14 protein-coding genes are annotated in these 18490 nt (G+C 63.8%); 3 read left to right on the top strand and 11 right to left on the bottom strand.

The features are described 5' to 3' along the window. Positions 1-234 precede the first annotated feature (234 nt). From Q1Y33_RS05955 to Q1Y33_RS05920, 8 genes are all read right to left on the bottom strand, one after another. Positions 235-1935 (bottom strand): PCMD domain-containing protein, encoded by a 1701-nt coding sequence (locus Q1Y33_RS05955; RefSeq protein WP_300798827.1) that lies wholly within the window; start codon positions 1933-1935, stop codon positions 235-237. Positions 1936-1939: 4 nt separating this feature from the next. Further along, complete coding sequence (locus Q1Y33_RS05950; RefSeq protein WP_300798826.1) at positions 1940-2845, bottom strand: hypothetical protein; 906 nt, start codon at positions 2843-2845, stop codon at positions 1940-1942. 13 nt (positions 2846-2858) lie between these two features. Further along, positions 2859-3722 carry a hypothetical protein gene (locus tag Q1Y33_RS05945; RefSeq protein ID WP_300798825.1) on the bottom strand — a complete coding sequence of 288 codons (864 nt, stop codon included), beginning with the start codon at positions 3720-3722 and terminating at the stop codon, positions 2859-2861. Positions 3723-3739: 17 nt separating this feature from the next. Further along, on the bottom strand, positions 3740-5887 hold the full coding sequence (locus Q1Y33_RS05940; protein WP_300798824.1) for a DUF4493 domain-containing protein: 2148 nt from the start codon (positions 5885-5887) through the stop codon (positions 3740-3742). Positions 5888-5900: 13 nt separating this feature from the next. Then, positions 5901-7241, bottom strand: coding sequence for a DUF4493 domain-containing protein (locus tag Q1Y33_RS05935; RefSeq protein ID WP_300798822.1), 1341 nt, complete (start codon positions 7239-7241; stop codon positions 5901-5903). 15 nt (positions 7242-7256) lie between these two features. After that, positions 7257-8021 (bottom strand): DUF4493 domain-containing protein, encoded by a 765-nt coding sequence (locus Q1Y33_RS05930; RefSeq protein WP_300798820.1) that lies wholly within the window; start codon positions 8019-8021, stop codon positions 7257-7259. A gap of 10 nt (positions 8022-8031) precedes the next feature. Beyond that, on the bottom strand, positions 8032-9894 hold the full coding sequence (locus tag Q1Y33_RS05925; protein ID WP_300798819.1) for a fimbrillin family protein: 1863 nt from the start codon (positions 9892-9894) through the stop codon (positions 8032-8034). A gap of 280 nt (positions 9895-10174) precedes the next feature. Then, on the bottom strand, positions 10175-12343 hold the full coding sequence (locus tag Q1Y33_RS05920) for a S9 family peptidase (protein ID WP_300798818.1): 2169 nt from the start codon (positions 12341-12343) through the stop codon (positions 10175-10177). 54 nt (positions 12344-12397) lie between these two features. Between Q1Y33_RS05920 and Q1Y33_RS05915 the strand changes: the two genes are divergently transcribed. Then, a complete protein-coding gene (locus tag Q1Y33_RS05915; protein ID WP_300798817.1) occupies positions 12398-13000 on the top strand; it encodes an NUDIX hydrolase in 603 nt (200 codons plus the stop codon). A 133-nt stretch (positions 13001-13133) separates the two neighbouring features. Here Q1Y33_RS05915 and Q1Y33_RS05910 read toward each other — a convergent pair whose 3' ends face one another. The 3 genes from Q1Y33_RS05910 to Q1Y33_RS05900 form a co-directional block, all read right to left on the bottom strand. Beyond that, positions 13134-13550 (bottom strand): SRPBCC domain-containing protein, encoded by a 417-nt coding sequence (locus Q1Y33_RS05910; protein WP_300798816.1) that lies wholly within the window; start codon positions 13548-13550, stop codon positions 13134-13136. Between the two features lie 297 nt (positions 13551-13847). Continuing rightward, positions 13848-14264 carry a tRNA (adenosine(37)-N6)-threonylcarbamoyltransferase complex ATPase subunit type 1 TsaE gene (gene tsaE / locus Q1Y33_RS05905; RefSeq protein ID WP_300798815.1) on the bottom strand — a complete coding sequence of 139 codons (417 nt, stop codon included), beginning with the start codon at positions 14262-14264 and terminating at the stop codon, positions 13848-13850. Positions 14265-14283: 19 nt separating this feature from the next. After that, positions 14284-15834 carry a response regulator gene (locus Q1Y33_RS05900; protein WP_300798814.1) on the bottom strand — a complete coding sequence of 517 codons (1551 nt, stop codon included), beginning with the start codon at positions 15832-15834 and terminating at the stop codon, positions 14284-14286. 356 nt (positions 15835-16190) lie between these two features. Here Q1Y33_RS05900 and Q1Y33_RS05895 point away from each other — a divergent pair, with 356 nt between their 5' ends. Then, the gene (locus Q1Y33_RS05895) at positions 16191-16463 is read left to right on the top strand and encodes an HU family DNA-binding protein (RefSeq protein WP_295907704.1); all 273 of its coding nucleotides are present in this window, start codon (positions 16191-16193) and stop codon (positions 16461-16463) included. 380 nt (positions 16464-16843) lie between these two features. Further along, positions 16844-18400 (top strand): Rne/Rng family ribonuclease, encoded by a 1557-nt coding sequence (locus tag Q1Y33_RS05890; RefSeq protein WP_300798813.1) that lies wholly within the window; start codon positions 16844-16846, stop codon positions 18398-18400. The last annotated feature ends 90 nt before the right edge of the window (positions 18401-18490 follow it).

Here is an 18490-nt window from a genome sequence, read left to right as displayed (position 1 = left end):
GTTTTTTTCGTTTTTTTGACATAAAAACAGAGATTAGTAGAAACCGGTTTCTACTAATCTCTGTTTTATCCTCCTAACTGCCAAATATTAAGTCGGTTACATTTTATATCTCCAACCAATTTTGGCATCATTACCTTTTTTACCTTTCACTTTTCACTTTGTACAAAAGCGGGCGGAAGTGCCGCAGCACCTCCGCCCGCTCTCGTACAGGGACCGGCTCCTGCTGACAGGGAATCAGTCGTAGAGCAGTTCGATGTCGTCGATCCACATGCGGCTGTTGCGGCTGCCGGTGAAGTAGTCGCCCAGGCGCGAGGCCGAGCAGACGACGACGATGTGCGTCGGACGCTTGTCCGTCGCGCTGTATTCGATCGGAATGGTGATCTGCGTCCACTCGTCGACACTTTCGTGGAAGTACCGTCCGCCGTAGCCGATGACATCCTTGCCGTTGGGGTCGAAGAAGGTCGAGGCGTCGCGCGTGTCGATGCTCACGGGGCTTTCGTCCGTGCCGAAGAGCTCGTGGTCCTTGCCGTAGCCGTACTCCTCCTTGGTCCAGGTGCCCAGTGCGATGTAGATGCTGCCGGTGTCGTAGTCGCCCACCTGGATGCTCTCGCCCACGGGTACGCTGCCGATATCCTTGGCGTTGTCGATTTGGCCGCAGGTGTATTTCATCCACAGCCGCAGGGCCGTGGGCCGCAGCGTGAAGGGACGCCCGAAGTTCACGATGCCGTGCGAGAGGCTGCGGATGCCGACGAACTCTCCGGTGAAGAGGTTGCCGGCGGCGAGCTTCATCACGACGTAGCGCGATTCGAGCCGTGCGGAGTATTTGCCCGTTGCTTCCGGGTGGAGGTCCGTGACGGGCGTGGTGAGGTTGTCGCTGCTGCTGATGACCGTGGCGCCGTTGTTGCCCGAGCCCCAGAAGGGGTCAATCGGGTTGCCGCTGTCGTCCGAGGCGAAGGGCAGCCAGGGGTTCTTGGGCTTCGACCAGGTCTCCAGGTCGCAGTTGGGCAGCTGCTGTTCCCCTTCGGTCGTGAGCGTGCGGACGGCGCTCTCCTCGTCACCGCAGAAGGCCTTGACCTCGTAGGTGGTCAGCGGCTCGACGGTCAGGCGGAGCGTGAAGCTGCCGCCCGTCACCTCGACGGGCGAGTCGGCATCGTCGCTGGCGATGCGTGTCCACTGCTCGTCGCCGGCCTTGCGGTAGCTGAAGCCCATCGTCGAGCCGGCGATGCCTTCGCCGTAGAGCCAGATGACGCGGGTCCAGGCGTCGGCCTGCCGCAGAGTGACGCTCTGGTCCGTGCGCTGCACGTCGAGCGTCCACTGCTCGGTGCGGCCGTGGCAGGTGACGTCGACGAAACGCACCGTTTCGAAGTTCGATCCCGACAGCTCCTCAAGCGTGGGCGAGTAGGTGGTGATGTCGGCCGGTCCGAGTTTCAGCTCCGTGACGGTGAGCGCCGCGAGGTCGGTCTCCTTGCCCACGGTGGCCGTGGCAATGCGGTTCTCCGCATCGAAGGTCGTGGCGCCGATCTGCCCCTCGACGGCGAAGCGGCGTTCGATGGTCTGCTCGGCCGTGATTGTCCAGTCGTAGTCCTGATAGAGCGAGAGGGTGACATAGAGCGGCGTGCGCAGGTCGAACGTGCCCGTGAGGGGCTGCGAGGTCTGCACCTTGCCGAGAAGCTGCTCCTTGTCGAGCGTAACGCTGTGGATTTTGGCGTCGAGCGTCACGTCGTCGATCCGCACGTTGCGGATGTCGGTCTGTTCGTCGAGCTGGAGCGTCACCTGGCGGTTGCCGAGGTCCACCTTGCCGACGGTGAAGCCTTCGCCCCGCACGTCGGTGATCTGCAGCTCCACGACGGGGTAGGGCACGTCGTTCCTGATGCAGGCCGAGAGCGCGAGTGCCGCCGCGCAGGCGAGAAAGGTTCTGATATGTGCGATCTTCATGGTCTTACTGCTTTTTCTTGTCCCACAGGTGGATGGTCATGCCGAAGTTGATGGCGGCGATGTTCAGCCGGAAGCGCATGTTCGAAGCCTTGCGCGTACCGATCTTGTTGCCGTCGGCATCCCGCTGCGTGACCGAGGTGTACTGTATGCCGCCCAGTCCGAACGAGAGCGTGGCGCAGACGTTCGGGAAGATGTAGACGGCCGCTCCGGGATTAAACGCGAGTTTGAGCTTCGTATTGTCCCCGTAGATGCGTTTGATTTCGCCGTCGCGCTTGTGGGCGTCGTTCGACGAGCCGGTCGAGACCGAGAGCTCGAATTCGGCGAAGAGCCCGAAGCGTCCGCGGAGATCGAGCCCGGCGTAGGAGCGGTGGAAGATGCCGAACGAGTAGTTGTTGCTCGAGATGTCGAGGTAGGGCAGCGACCCCGAGAAGTCGTTGCTCTCGCCGAAGTCGTAGTCGCCGTCGAGCGTGCCGCTCATGTGGTTGTAGCCGAAGCGGACGCCGAGGCAGCGGTTGTCGCGGTAGAAATAGCCGACCGAGGGTTTGATGGTGGCGATGGCGCCGTCGGCCGAGAGGCTCGACAGGATGGTCAGCACGTCGGCGTTGTCGCTCGAGAGCGTACCGTAGGAGGCCGTCAGTCCGATGATGACCTCGCCCTTGTAGGCGAACTTGAGCCGGTTGATCTCGCGGTCCATGCGCCGGCGCGTGGGCAGGAAGCGCTGCTTGCGCAGCTCGGCGCGCGCGCGGTCGAGCTGCTGGGAGCCGCTCTCCGCTGCGGTTGTCGCGGTCGTCGTGACGGTAGTCACGGCCGTGGTCGGCGTCGCCTGTCTCTGGTCCGCAAACCGGGGCTTCTCCGCACGGGCCGCAGCCACGGTGCAGGTCGTCAGAAGTAGAAGGATAATTCGTTTCATGTGCGTACCGGTTTTAGAGGTAGAAGGCCATGCCGAGGCCGATCGAGAAGATATTGACCTTGAAGTTCATCATGCTCGTGTCGAGCTTGCCCTCGCGCACCTGGTTGTGGACCTGGTCGATGTGGTTGTACGAGATGCCCATCACGCCGACGTTGACCTCCACGGCCATGTTGTTCGTCGCGAAGGCCACGATGCCGGGCGAGAAGCCAAGCGAGATGCTGTAACCGGTCTGGTAGGTGCCCTTGACGGGCGAGTCGTTCGCGAACTTGGCCTGCGAGCCGCTGCCCGAGAGCTGCATCTCGTTGAAGAGCGCGAAGCGCTTGCTGTTGCCCAGCGGGATGTACTGCCGCCAGATCACCGAGGCCGTATAGCTGTGCGTGAGCGTGTAGAAGTCCCGGGCGCGGAACTCCGTGGCGTCGACGTCGTCGCCGAACTTCAGCGAGGCGTTGTCGAGCTTGAGCAGCGACCTCGAGTAGGCGAAGCGCGCACCGATGGCCATGTTGTCGCGCAGGGCGTAGGCTATCATCGGGCTGACGCGGAAGGTGTAGCCCGTGGAGTTGATGTCCTCGATGATGAGCAGCTGGTAGCGGTCGTTGGTGTGGGTCGAGTAGGAGGCCGTACCGCCGAAGATCCACTGTCCCTTGGGGACGAAGAGGGTATGGCGGTCGGTCAGGCCGCGGCGCATGCGCATCTCGTTGATGGTCATGGGCCGCCGGGCCGGTGAGGCGGTTGCCGGTGCGGTTCCGGCATCGGTCACGGCGGCATATTCCGCCGTCGCGGCTGCCGGCTGCTCCGCCGTCTGTTGTGCCTGTGCCGTCCCGGCCGTGCCGGCGAGGCACAGCGCGGAGACGAGCGTTGTAAGTATTCTGTTGCGCATGGTCGTGCGGTTTATCGTTAGTATACCCATTCGAAATCCTCGACGTAGAGCAGGTTGTTCGTGCTGCCGGCCACGTAGTCGCCCTTGTAGCTTGTGGCGCAGGAGATCGACAGCGAGAAGTTCCCGGCCGCGGGAGCGGCGTTGCGGTCGTACCACAGGATGGGGATCGTCAGCGTCTGCCAGCCGTCGGTCGACTCGGTGAGCATCTGCGATCCGTAGCCGAGGATCGGGCCTTCGGGGAGCGATGTCGTGGCGGCGGGGTCCCAGAAGGTCGTCTCGTCGAAGCTCGAGCCCGACTTGACGGTATGGCGCGCCGTCCAGTCGGTGATGCAGACGAAGATGCGGCCCTGGTCGAGGTCCCCGGTGGTGAGCGAACTCTTGCCCGTGTTGGTCACGTTGGTGATCGTGGCGTTGTAGCGCAGGCGCAGCGCCGTGGGGCGGGCCGTGAAGTCGTAGACCGCGCCGAAATGGGCCAGGCCGTACATGTCGAGGAAGTTCGGACCTCCCTCGAACGTGCCGGTGAAGAGGTTGCCCGCGGCGAAGACACCCGCCGCCTCCATCGGTTTGAGCTGGGCGCAGAGGCCGTTGCTGCCCTCGATCTCCGCACCGGTGCAGAGGGCGTTGGTCTGCTTGTTGTTGCCGCCGACCCAGAAGACGGTCCCGCTGTCGGCGTTCGGGTAGGGCACCTCGCCGCTCAAAACGGACCATCCCGCGACGACGTAGGTTGACCAGTCGTCCATGCCGGCGTTGGAGATCGCGTCGCCCGCAGGGGTGTCGAGCGTCGCCGTATACTCCACGCCGTTGATCGTGGCCACACACGTGTAGTGCGTGCCGACGCGGAGGCCCTTTTCGTCGGGCGTATGGCACGTCAGGCCGTTCTCGTTCTCGGAGCTTGTCCATCCGGGGGCGAAGGTCGCCGTGTGGATGCCGTCTTCGCCGCGCACGCCCGGCAGCTGCTCCTCGCCCTCCGTCGTGCGGAGCGTGAAGAGCACTTCGGCTTCGGGATCGGCCGCCGAGGCGCGGAGCGTGAGCGTGCGGCTCCACAGGCTCCAGTCACCCTTTTCGATCGGCAGCAGGCCCTGGAGTTGGAACGATGCGTTGCGCTCCAGTTCGCCGCCGTTGGCGTCCGTGACGCGGAACGTCAGCGCCAGCACGCCGGCGGGGCGTCCCGCAAAGAACTCGTCGCCGAGCGTCACCGTGAGGTGGCGTTCGTCGGTCCGCACGGCCTCGACGCCCGCGGGTGCGGCGTTGAGCAGGTCGTGGACCTCTTCACCGACGGCGAGCGTCGCCGTGGCGATGGATGCGGCGCTGCCGATCAGGTAGCTCTTCGGCGTGCCGGGGGTGTACTCCTGCGTCTGGTCCATGTCGAAGCCGTCGCCCTCGATCGTGATGTCGGCCCAGACGAAGGTGTCGTCGCGGTCGTCTGTCGAGTCGTCCACCGTGATCGTGAAGCACTCGATGAATCCCGGCAGGTCGGGGCTGAAGCGGAACTTCAGCGTGCAGTTGTCGCCCGCCTTCACGTCGAGCGTCCCCTCCTTGACCACCTCGCCGCGCGAGGCGTGCTCGCCGCGGAATTTCCAGGCAAGGGTCGAGACCCCCTCGGGCAGGGTGAAGTAGCCCGTGGCGTCGGCCGTGAACTCCAGTCCGGCCTGGCTGCCCTGGGCGATCTGCGTCTCGTCGGCCGCATCGCCCGGTGCGATCCAGACGGCATAGTTCTGGCCGAAGGACTCCGGGACACTTTTGTCGAATGCGACCTGTGCCGCGACGCTCGTGCGGCGGCACGTCACCTCGACGGGGGTCGTGGCGCCGCACGAGACCGCGAAGCGCTCCTCGCCCGTGTAGCGGCGGAGCGTGAACGAGGCGGCCGCCTCTTCGCCCGCCTCGACGGCGATGCGGTAGCTGCCCGCCAGCAGTTCGTACCGTTCGGGGATGCCGTCCTGCGACGTGTAGCGGCGCAGCAGCTGCTCCGCGTCGTCGTAGATGCTGACGGTCAGGTGCTCCAGCGGGTCGTACTCCCCGCCTTGCGCGTCGCTGCGCGTGCCCGCGACGGTCAGCTCCATCGTGCCGCACGTGCCGCGGGCGGCATCGTCGGTCTCCGACTTCGAGCAGGAAGCGGCGGCGAGCAGGCAGCACAGCGCGGCGGCGTATGAAAATGCGTGTTTCATGGCGTGCGGGGGTTTATTGTGCCGGCGTGAGCAGCTGCACGGTCTTGGTGATCGTGGCGCCCTCGTTGTCCGTGACGTCGAGTTTGAAATTGTGCTCGCCGGGGATGTTCACCAGCATCTGCACGAAATAGGTGATCGAGAAGGGGACGTAGGTCTGATCGCGGACCTCCTCGTTGATCGGGAAGCCCAGACCGCCCTCTTCGATCGAATTGCCGAGCAGCGCCTGCAGCTTCTCGTCCTCGATGTTGCAGAGGTCGAACTGCGCCGGCAGTCCGATGGTCGGCAGCAGGGGCGTCAGCGTTGCGGATTCGATGGTGACGACGAACGAACGGATGCCCTTCGGCACGGTGACGTCGAGCTCGATCTGCATGTCGGCCGTTACGGTCTGCTGGCTGTCGATGTCGTAGCCTTTCCAGACGATCGAGGCCTCGTTGCCGGGTTCCGGATCGGTGCCGGGCTCCTCGATGCCCGGTTCTTCGGTATCTTCCGTGCCGTCGACGACGATCTCCTCGTCCTCGACGAAGTTGTCCACGGTGATGTCGAGCTGGATGTCGCCCTTGTCGGCGTGGGAGATCACCAGCGCGATCTTGCGCCACTGCCCGGCCTTCACGCCCGTGATGGTCTTCGAGAAGTCGGTGGGCTCCTGCGTGTCGGCGAACTTGCCCGTCAGCTTGAATTCGAGCGTGTTGGTCTCCGCCTGCGGCAGGAAGTAGGCCGCGCGGGTCTCATCGAGTGCAAAGACCGTGGAGACGTCGCCCAGCGAGACGGTCGATGCCGTGTCGTCGGTCAGCTTGGCCGCCAGGTCCGCCGAGCACATCACCGTGACCTTGATGCTCTGCAGCTTGCAGACCACCTCGCCCACGGACGTCGCCTCGTTCTTGCGGATCGCGAAGTCGACCGTCGTGCCGTAGACGGGGTGTTCCCATCCGACGGCGGGCGTGGCGGTCTCCTCCTCCGAGCGCACCTTCATCGTATAGCTGCCCACAGGCAGCTCCAGCCGCTTGTCGGCTCCGGCGAACGAGGCCTTCAGCTCGCCGTAGCTCTGCGTGAGCACCGGTTTGCCCGAGGCGTCGGCGATCTCCACGAGGAAGTCGTCCACCGCGGGCTGCGCCCCGTCGGCGCGTGAGGCCGGACGCTGCGTCTCGTCCCCGGTGTCGTCCGGACGGATTTCGGTATCGGCGTCGTAGATGACGCGCATCGAGAGCCCCTCCAGCGAGAGGTATCCCACGGCTTCGGCCGTCCCCTGTCCGCCGTTCTGCCCGTTTTGCCTGTAGTTCGGCTCCTCCTTGACGCAGCCCGTCGCGAGCATCGCCGCGATGGTCATGGCTGCCAGAATCTTGGTAAAGATTTTCATATCGTCGTGTGTTTATTATTCGTTGTCGGTGGCTTCGTCGTTGAGTTCGATCTCGACGGGTGCGATGATTTGCTCGCCCTCGTCGAGCAGGATCGTGACCGTCGCGCTGCCCGCCTGCGAGGCGTCGAAGGTGAAGGTGTGGCACGTGCGGGCCTTCGTCACGCCCTCGAGCGTGGCCGAGAAGGTCACTTCCGGTCCCTCGTCCGTGCCGGTCTGGCTCTGGCGGCGGGCCGTGCCGCTCACCTTGAGCGTCGTCCCTGCCTGCACGAAGACCACCTCGCCGCCCTCGGCCGCGAAATCGAACGTGTTGCCCGCACCGGTGCGGACGGTGAAACTTGCGTCGTGGAAGTAGTTGCGGAACTGCTCCGTGGTGCGGACGCGCGTCTGCGAGTTGGCGACCGTGGCCGTGACCGAAACCGTGTTGGTGCGGCGGGCCTGCAGCGTGAACTGCCGCTCACCGGCGTAGCAGACCTTGTCGGCCCCTTCGGCCGCGGAGTCGCCCCACGCGATGCGGGCCGTGTAGTTCCCTTCGCGGAAGATCGTGTCGCACTGTGCGAAGGCGTCGACGCTCTCCCAGCGTCCCTCGTAGCCGTCGCCCGTGAGTGTCAGGGAGAACTCGCCGGCCGGGGGCGTCGGGACGCTCCGCGTGACGATCTGCGTGTCGGCCGACGTCTCGATCTCGAGACGTCCGAAGCCCCTGCCTGCGGCGCCCTCCTCCTTTTCGGCGCACCCGGCGGCGAGTGCCGCCGCGGCGATGATGTATGCGAAATATCGTTTCATGGCTGCTCGTTTATTTGTCGATGGAGACGCGGATGTTGTCGATGTAGACCCAGTTGTTGCTCATCGTGTTGCGGGTGAAGCCGCTGCCCGTCTCCTTGTCCTTCATGTAGACCTCCCAGACCAGGCGCTGCGTGTTGACCGCCCCCTCGATGCGCACCGGGGCGCTCTCGCCGCCGAGCGGAATGTTGTCGAACGATCCCGAGAGCTCGCCCGTCAGATCGGTGAGCAGCGCACCGGGGATGTTCCACGTATAGTACTCGCTGCCGGGGCTCGACGTGCCGACCGTGTTGAGGTTCGCGTCGTCGGTGATGCTGAAGGCCAGGTAGGGCTGGTTCGTGCCGCCGGTGTTGCACTCGCGGTTGAAGGAGTAGTTGAACGTGATGCGGATGTTCGGGCTCTTGCCGTCGCGGATGCCCGTCAGGGCCGGCGAGTCGACGCGGCCGTGGTAGGTGCCGTGGACGTAGACGAACAGCGATCCGGCGTATTCGTTGCGGCAGCAGATGCGCATCGCCTTGCCGGCCTCGACGCCGCAGCGGGCGCCGCTCCACCCCTCGGCCATGCCGTATTCGGAGAGCTGCTTGGCGGTGTTGCTGCCGCTGGAGGTTGTCGACGTGCTGTTGCCGGCGTTGTAGTCGAAGCCCGGCACGTTGTCGAAGGTCTCCTCGAGCAGGTAGGGCACCGAGAGCGGTGTGGCCACCTCGTTGACCTGGCCCTTGTTCAGGGTGGCGGGCAGCGCGACGGTGCGGTAGAGCACGGCGTTCTCGGATTCGTAGGCCACGGTGATGTTTTGTCCCTGCAGCGCCTCGGGGAACTCCTCGAAGATCAGGTCGTAGTCGCCCGCGCCCGTGACGGCGAAGGTGCGGCTCTGCGTGCCGTTGTCGAAGAGCACCCCTTCGATGTCGGTCGTGAGGGTGAATGCGTCGATGCGCTCGCCGAGCGTCTCCTCGCCCGTGTCGGCCAGGTGCAGACGCAGCGTCGTGTTGACCTTCGCCTTTTCGGGAATGTGCAGCGCAAGGGGCGTCGTGTGGCCCTCGGCGAAGAACTTGCCGTCCAGCGTCGCGGGCTTCGACTGCTCGCCCGTGCCGAAGGCCGTCAGGGTGATCTGCTCCTCGGCCGGGATGTCGACCGGGGCAATCACGGCGTAGACGACCGGTTCGTTTTCGGGCGTGACCTCTAAAGGTTCGGGGAAGCGCAGCGTCAGCACGTTGCTGCCGCCGGTCAGCTCGGGTGCGGCCTCCGCATCCGCGGCGTCGACCGTCAGACGGCCCGTGACGGGCTGCGGAAAGGCGATCTCGAGCCGTGTGACGGGCTCGGAAAGCCGGTTCTCGGCGAGGCGGATCTTCAGCACGTGCATCTTGTGCGCGAAGTCGAAGCGCACGGCGTCGCTGTTGTCGCCCTCGGTGAGGGCTGCGGCCGTGACGGGCGCGGCGACCATGACGTCGCACGCGCCGTCGAAGGCGCCGGACTGCTCGGCCGGAATCTCATACGTGGCGCGCGTTCCCTCGACCGCTGTGGGGCGGGGCGAGACGGCCAGGTAGGTGTACTCCCCGGCTTCGAGCTGCGGAATGTCGCCGCGGAAGCGGGCTTCGCCGAACGAGGCGTTGTAGTGCCACAGCGCGAAGGGTGCGGCGGAGAAGCGCTCGCCGCCTCCGGCGTCGAGGCCCCACAGGGCGATTTCGTCTCCGTCGGTCCAGCGGACCGTCACGCCGTCGTCGCCGAGTGCGGTGCGCGTGTCGGCGGAGATGTCGATCCGGGGACCGGAACCCACGGTCACACGGATGGTGCCTGCCTCCGGTTGCGGCGCGGGCTCCGGGTTTTCGGAGCACGAGGCGGCCAGCAGGGGCAGTGCGAACAGAGTTGTCCAGAGTTTCATATATCGGGAATAGGGTTGAATGCTGTTGTCCGAATGTCTGCAAAAATAGGTATACCGGCCGTTTCGGGAAAATAAATTCAACGAACACCGTGTTTTTTATCACGAAAACGGCGGTGTCGCGGCCCCGGCGGCGTGTTTTCCGACGGTTCGGACATGCCTCGTAGACACGCGTGTAGGACCCTTTGCGGGGTGTGCGGCATGCCGGTCGGGGAGGGTGGAAACGACCGCGGCCGTCCGGATCGGTTCCGGACGGCCGCGGGATGGCCGGAGTGCAGGGCGGCTACTGCTTGACGTACTTGTCGAGCCAGCCGAAGAACTCGCGGTTCCAGACGAGCGAGTTCTGCGGGCGGAAGACCTGATGGGCCTCGTCCTGGAACGAGACCAGACGCGCCGGGATGCCGCGCACGCGCGCTGCCGTGAAGGCCTCGAGCGACTGCGTGTAGGGAATGCGGTAGTCCTTCTCGCCGGTGACGATCAGGATCGGCGTGTCCCACCGGTCGACGAAGCGGTGCGGCGAGTTGGCGTAGGAGCGCTGGGCCGTGGCGTTCGTCTTGTCCCAATAGGGGCCTCCGTAGTCGTTGTTGACGAACCACAGCTCTTCCGTTTCGCCGTACATCGAGTCGAAGTCGAAGATGCCGCAGTGGGCGATGAAGGCCTTGAAGCGCTTGTCGTGGCAGCCGGCCAGGAAGTAGACCGAATAGCCGCCGTAGGAGGCACCCACGCACCCCATGCGGTCGCGGTCGGCCCACGGTTCGGCCGCCACGTCGTCGATGGCCGAGAGGTAGTCGCGGATGTTCTGGCCCGAGTAGTCGCCCGAAATCTGGTCGAGCCACTCCTGCCCGAACGAGGGCAGGCCGCGGCGGTTGGGCGCCACGACGACGTAGCCGCCCGAGGCGATCAGCTCGAGGTTCCAGCGGTAGCTCCAGAACTGCGAGACGACGCTCTGCGGGCCGCCCTGGCAGTAGAGCAGCACGGGGTACTTCTTCGCGGGATCGAAATCGGGCGGCAGCACGACCCACGTGAGCATCTGCTTGCCGTCGGTGGTCCTGACCCAGCGCTTCTGCACCTCACCCATGCGGATGTGGTCGTAGATGGGCTTGTTGATGGCCGAAATCTGCGTCAGACGGCCGTCTTCGGGGTTCACGTCGAAGAACTCCGTGGCCATCGAGATTTTGGTCATCTCGGCGACGATGCGTCCGCCGCCCATCGTGAAGGCGTTGATGTCGTGGTCGCCCGAGGTGAGGACCTCGACTTCGGCCGCCGGGTGCTCGGCCGTCGCCGAGGGCACCTGCACGCGGCATATCTGGTGCGTGGCCTCGATCGGGGCGATGAACCACAGGCGGTCGTTGCCCTCCCAGACGACGTTCATGGCGTTGTAGTCGAACTCGGCCGTCAGGTCCTCCATGCGGCCCGTGCGGCAGTCGTAGACGAACAGCCGCTCCTTGTCCGACTCGTTGCCCGCGCGGCGCATCGAGCGGAAGGCGATTTTCGAGTCGTCGGGCGACCAGACGGGATACTTGTCGTAGCCGGGCATGTCGCCGGCGGCGGCCGTCTCACCCGCCGGTCGGTTTGCCGGCTTGCAGATGTTCTGCGTCCGGCCCGTGGCCAGGTCGTAGATGAAGATGTCCGAGTCGGTCGATACGGCATAGGCCGTGCCGGTCAGCGGCTTGCAGGTGTAGGCCAGCTGCGTGCCGGCGTGGTTCCAGGCGATCTCGGCCATGTCGAAGTAGGGGGCCAGCGGGGCGTCCCATGCCGCATCGGGCATGATGTCGCGGCCCGAGGTGACGAGCCCCTTGCCCAGTTCTCCGACGAAGATGTGGCGGTAGGTCCCCTCGTCCCAGTAGTCCCAGTGGCGGACCATCAGGTCATCGTAGATGCGGGCCTTCGACTTGTCCATGTCCTTGTAGACGTCCGACGAGCGGATGGCGACACCGGCCGGCTGCACGCCCTGCACCCACCAGATGTGCTTGCCGTCGGGGCTCACGCCGAAGCCCTCGACGTCGGGGATGCCCTCGCTGCCGCCCTTGCCCGTCACGAGCGTGGCGTTGCCGCCGTCGGCATCCATCACCCAGACCTGCGACGAGCCGCTGCGGTCCGAGAGGAAGTAGATGCGGCTGCCGTCTGCCGACCAGGCGGGCGACGAGTTGTTCGACGCGAAGTCGGTGAGCTGGTGCACGGCGCCCGAGGCCAGCTCCTGCACGTAGACGGCCGTCACGCCGCGGTTCTCGGCCATGTTGTAGTGCGTCACGGTGTAGAGCAGGCGGCTGCCGTCTGCCGAGAGCGACGACGAGCCCGCACGGCCCATTTTCCACATCACTTCGGGTGTCAGGCGCCCGGCGGCGATCTCCTCGGACGTCAGGGCGTTGTCGATCGTAAGGGGCTTGGGCCGCTCGTCGCAGGCTCCGAGTCCCACAGCTGCAATAGCCATCATCAGGAGGATTTTTTTCATTTTCGTTGAGGTTTTCCCATTTATTCGTAATTTTGTTCCAAAATTTTTCCGGGTATGGAGCATACCGTCTATTTTGCCGACAAGTCCGTGATCTTCACGCGGACTGCACCTGCCGGGACCGACCGTGTCGTCGACCCGGCCTCCGACGGCCCCGTCGGCCGGACGAAGATAGGGAAAATTCTCGAAACGAACAACACCGTCGCCGTGGTCTCGGACGATCCCGACGCGGCCTTTGCGGCCTTTGCCGCGGAGTTCACGGCCGTGGAGGCGGCCGGCGGCGTGGTGGTCGATGCGCGGGGCGCCTGGCTGATGATCCACCGCAACGGACGCTGGGACCTGCCCAAAGGACATGTCGAGCCGGGCGAGAGCCTTGAGACGTGCGCCGAGCGCGAGATTGCCGAGGAGACGGGCGTTGCGGCGCACGTCGTGCGGCCGCTGTGCGCGACGCTGCATGCCTACTGGTTCCCGAAGACGGCGCGCTGGGAACTGAAGCGCACCCACTGGTTCGAGCTGCGCACGGAGGCGACGTCGTCGCTGCGGCCCCAGACCGAGGAGGGGATCGAGCAGGTCGTGTGGTGCACGCCCGACGAGGCTGCGGAGCACGTGCGCGAAGCCTTCCCGACGATCCGCTGCGTCGCCCGCGCCATGCGGGAGTAGCGCCCCGGGCGGCATTCGGCCCCTCACCGGACCGTAGTGCCGCGTATTCCGCAAAAAAGAAGCGACCCGTCATTGCGGCGGGTCACTTTTTTTGTGTTCCGGTCGGGGAGTGACCGGCTGAAAGCGTGGCGGATCAGTACTGCGGGGCGGCATTCATCGCCCGGGCGATGCCCTCGGCGATCTGGTCGACGGCCCCCTGCAGTTTCGAGCCGATCATCATCCGCATCATCATGTTCAGTTCGATGTGCAGCACCAGCCGCAGGCGCGTGTCCGTGTCGGAGACCTTGTGCAGCTGGATCCAGAAGGCGAAATCCATCGGGACGCCCCCTTCGTCGCCCACGATCTTCACGTGCTTGGGGGCGATGCGCTCCTCCATGCGGAGCTTCACGGTGAAGCCCTTGGCCTTGAACGAGCAGCGGTCCTCGGTGGCCTGCCACTCCTCGACGCGGTCCGCCAGGGCGGGCGTCAGGTTGTCGAAGCGGCTGATGACGGCGTAAATCTGCTCCGCGGGGCGGAGAATCTGATGCTGTTTGGAGATGTATTCCTGCATATTGGTGTGAGGTAAGTTGTTTATTCTATGGTGAGGGGCTCGGGTGCTGCCCAGAAACGCCCGTCGTCCGAAGTCCGCACGCCGGCCGGCCGCAGGGAGGAACCTCCGGAACCCGGCGGCAAAGATACGAAATGTCGCGTGCCGCGGCAAATGAAAATGCCGTTTTCGGAAAGGGAAGCGCCGCGGGTTGCCTTCCGCTTTCGTGAAGAGGGCGCAGGCCGGCGCAATGCCGGATGCAAACCGACGGGAGAGCCTCCGATACGGAAACTCTCCCGTCCGTTTACCGGCGTCGGCGCGTCAGTCAATCTCGAAGGTGCGGGCCGTCTCGCTGTCGACCGTGATGCGCACGTTCATCGTCTCCTCGGGCAGCAGCGGCTCGATCTTCTCGGGCCACTCCACCAGGCAGAGGTCGCCCGAGTAGAAATACTCCTCGTAGCCGAAGTCGTAGGCCTCGCGCAGGTCGTCGATGCGGTAGAAGTCGAAATGGTGGATGCGGCGGTTGCCCGAACCCTTGTACTGGTTGACGATGGCGAATGTCGGGCTCGTCACGGTGTCCGTGGCGCCGAGCTGTGCGGCGATTTCACGGATGAGCGTGGTCTTGCCCGCGCCCATCTCCCCGCGGAAGGCGACGACCGTGCGGCGCCCCAGCGCCGCGATCACGGCCTCGGCCACCTGCGGCAGTTCGTCCTGATCGGTGATATGGATGGTTTTCATAGGTTTGTGTTTTCGGTTGTCACTGTTTGGGTTTGAGCACGATGTACGGCACGATCATCTCCTCCATCGAGATGCCGCCGTGCTGGAACGTGTTGCGGTAGTAGCGGATGTGGCGGTTGGCGTCGTTGTTGTAGACCAGAAAGTCCGAATTGTAGGCGAAGATGTAGCTCGACGTGAGGTTGCTCGACGGCAGCTGGATGTCCTCGGGCTTGAGCACCTCGTAGACCTCGCGCGAGTTGTAGGCGAGGTTGCGGCCCGTCTTGTAGCGCAGGTTCGACGAGGTCTCGCGGTCGCCGGTGACCTTCACGGGGTTGTCCACGCGGATCGTGCCGTGGTCCGAGGTGATGACCACCGTGTGGCCGCGCTCGGAGAGCAGCTTGAGGATCGTGTAGAGGTCCGAATGCTCGAACCACGAGCGCGTGAGCGAGCGGAAGGCCGCCTCGTCCTCGGTCAGCTCGCGGATGATGTCGGTCTCGGTGCGGGCGTGCGAGAGGATGTCCAGAAAGTTGTAGACGATGACCGAGAAGTCGGCGTCGTAGACCTTCTGGATGTTGTCCACGAGCCTGCGGCCCTGCTCCGGGCGCACGAGCTTGTCGAAGGAGAACTTCCACTGCCGGCCGCTCTGGGTCAACAGCCGCCGCAGGAACTCCTCCTCGTACTGGTTCTTGCCGCCCTCCTCGTTGTCGTTGAGCCACTTGCCCGGCATCAGCCGGTCGATCGACAGCGGCATCAGCCCCGCGAAGATGGCGTTGCGGGCGTACTGCGTGGCCGTGGGCAGGATGGCGCAGTAGAAGTCGTCCTGCACGACGTCGTAGTAGCCGCGCAGCAGCGACGAGATCGACCGCCACTGGTCGTAGCGGAAGTTGTCGATGAGCAGCAGCGTGGTCTTGCGGTTCTCGTCCGCCACGGGAAAGATCTTCGACCGCATGAGCGTGTGCGACATGACGGGCGTGTCGTCCGCACGGCGGTTGATCCAGTGGTAGTAGTTGCGGCGCACGAACTTGCAGAACTCCTGGTTGGCCTCGGTCTTCTGGTAGGCGAGCACCTCCTTGATGCTCTGGTCCGTGGAGTCCTCGAGCTCGATCTCCCAGGCCGTCAGGCGGCGGTAGAGCGAGCACCAGTCCTGGAACGTCTCGGCCATCTGCAGCGACGCCGAGATGCGCCCGAACTCCGAACGGTAGTCGGCCGTCGTCTGCTCGGTGACGAGCTGCTGCGAATGGACGTTCTTCTTGATCGAGAGCAGCACCTGGTTGGGGTTCACGGGCTTGATGAGGTAGTCGGCGATCTTCGAACCGATGGCCTTGTTCATGATGTTCTCCTCCTCGCTCTTGGTGACCATGATGACCGGGGTCGTGGGACGTATCTCCTTGATCTTGGGGAGCGTCTCGAGCCCCGTCATGCCGGGCATCATCTCGTCGAGGATAATCAGGTCGTAGGCCTCGCCGGAGACCATGTCGATGGCGTCGTACCCGTTGTTGCAGGTATCGACTTCGTAACCCTTCTGCGTGAGGAACAGCACGTGGGGCTTCAGCAGTTCGACTTCGTCGTCGACCCAGAGTATCTTGACCATACTGTCGGATTTAGCGTTTGCAAAAATAGTGTTTTTATTGTCAAACGCAAAAACCGGGCTGTTTATTGGATTGCGGGGCGAATATCTTGCGGCGGAATGCGCAAGGCGTTGCCCCACAGCGCAATGGCGTGCCGCACCGGCAGGCCGCGGCGGACGGCCCTGTCCGCCGCGGTGCGAATCCGGCGTTTTTCGGTCGGCTTTTGCCCGATATTTGTTATCGCATTGTGTGACTGTGCCGTAGGGCCCCGGCCAAAAAACGCGAAAAAAAATTGCGGTTTGTTGGCGGAAATTCAAATAAAACGTATATTTGCAGTCCCAAGTGGGTGGATGAGTTTAATTTTTAATACAATAAAGACATGACAAAGGCAGATATCGTAAGCGAAATCGCTAAAAGCACCGGCGTCGAGAAGGTGCAGGTTCAGGCCATCGTCGAGGCTTTCATGGAGAGCATCAAGACGTCGCTGACCAATAACAACAACGTGTATCTCCGCGGCTTCGGCAGCTTCATCGTGAAGAAGCGCGCCAAGAAGGTGGCCCGCAACATCTCGAAGAATACGACCATCACGATTCCCGAACACAACATCCCCGCTTTCAAGCCCGCGAAGAGCTTTGCTGCGAAGGTGAAGTAAAATAAGTCAAGAACCTCTAAAATTTTAAGGATTATGCCAAACGGAAAGAAGCATAAGCGTCACAAGATGGCTACCCACAAGCGTAAGAAACGTCTTCGCAAGAACCGTCACAAGAAAAAGTAGGGTGGCACTTTCGTGCTGAACGACAGGTAAAGCTAAAGGGGCTCGGAGCTCTTTTAGCTTTACCTATTTATTAAAGATTTTCGATTCCGGGAGCCGCCGGGTGCCGCCCGCCCCTCCCGCCGCCGTGCCCGGAGCCTCCCGCGCAGGCACGTTTCATCCAAACATTGGAGTTCGCCGCCACTCCATCCCAACATGCGGCCCCAAACCTTTTTTCGTAGGATCGCAGCGCCCGTGCGGCGTGCGACACGCAATATACAATGAACAGAGAACTAATCGTAAACGTCAACCCGACCGAGATATCCATCGCGCTGTGCGAGGACAAGGTGCTCGTCGAGCTCAACAAGGAGCGCTGCCAGACGGGATTCGCCGTGGGGGACATCTACCTCGGGAAGGTGCGCAAGATCATGCCGGGTCTGAACGCGGCATTCGTCAACATAGGGCACGAAAAGGATGCCTTTATCCACTACCTCGATCTGGGAACGCAGTTCCCGTCGCTGCAGAAGCTCGTCGCCTCGCAGCAGCCCGGCAAACGGGGCCTGCGCGTCGAGAGCATGAAGCTCGAGCAGCCCGTCGAGAAGAACGGCAAGATCGGGGACTACCTCCAGGTCGGGCAGCAGATCATGGTGCAGGTGGCCAAGGAGGCCATCTCGACCAAGGGGCCCCGCCTGACGGCCGACATCTCGCTGGCCGGCCGCAACGTGGTGCTTGTACCCTTCTCGTCGAAGGTCTTTCTCTCGCAGAAAATCCGCTCGGCGGACGAGAAGAAGCGCCTGAAGCGCATTGCGGCGGCCGTGCTGCCCAAGAACTTCGGCGTCATCATCCGCACGGCGGCCATGGAGGCCAAGGACGAGGACATCGAACACGACATCCAGACACAGATCGACCGCTGGCGCAAGACCTGCGCGGCAATCAAGAAAAACGTCGCCGCGGTGCCCGCACAGCTCATGAGCGAGATGAACCGTGCGAACACGATCATCCGCGACTCGCTCAACGGGTCGTTCTCGCAGATCGCCGTCGACGACGAGGCGATGTTCAACGAGATACGCAACTACATCCGGGAGATCGAACCCGAGAAGGAGAAGATCGTCAAGCTCTACAAGGGCAACGTGCCGATCTTCGATAACTTCGACATCTCGAAGCAGATCAAGTCGTTGTTCGCCAAATACGTCTCGCTCAAGCGCGGCGCCTACCTCATCATCGAGCATACGGAGGCCATGAACGTCATCGACGTCAACTCGGGCAACCGCACGAAGGCCGAGGACAACCAGGAGCAGACGGCCATGGATGTGAACCTCGCCGCGGCGAAGGAGATCGCGCGGCAGTTGCGCCTGCGCGACCTGGGCGGCATCGTCATCATCGACTTCATCGACCTGCACAAGGCGCAGAACAAGCAGGCGCTCTACGACGAGATGGTCCGCCTGATGGCCACCGACAAGGCCAAGCACACGGTGCTGCCGCTCACGAAGTTCGGCCTGATGCAGATCACGCGCCAGCGCGTGCGCCCCGTGGCCGTGGAGAGCGTCTCGGACGTCTGCCCCACGTGCAACGGCACGGGCAAGATCGAACCCACGGTGCTGCTCGACAAGAAGATTGAGAACCAGATATCGTTCCTCACGCAGGACCGCGGACACAAATACATCAAGCTGGTGGTCAGCCCCTACGTGGCCTCGTACCTCAAGAAGGGGCTGTGGTCGCTGCGCCGCCGCTGGGAGTGGAAATACAAGGTGCGCATCCGCATCGCCGAGGACCAGAGCATCGGCATCGTCGAGGTGCACTACCACGACCGCAAGGACAACGACCTGATCCAGAAGTGACGCCGCGGCCGCAGGTGCGGGCGTCGCACGCCGGGAGGAGGTGGAAGCGGAGAGTGCGCAGCGCGCGGAGCGTGTGCGACTCCGGCGGCC

This window comes from uncultured Alistipes sp. (assembly GCF_949296715.1).
In the GTDB taxonomy this organism is placed as follows: domain Bacteria; phylum Bacteroidota; class Bacteroidia; order Bacteroidales; family Rikenellaceae; genus Alistipes.
This window is presented reverse-complemented; position numbering and strand designations above follow the sequence as displayed.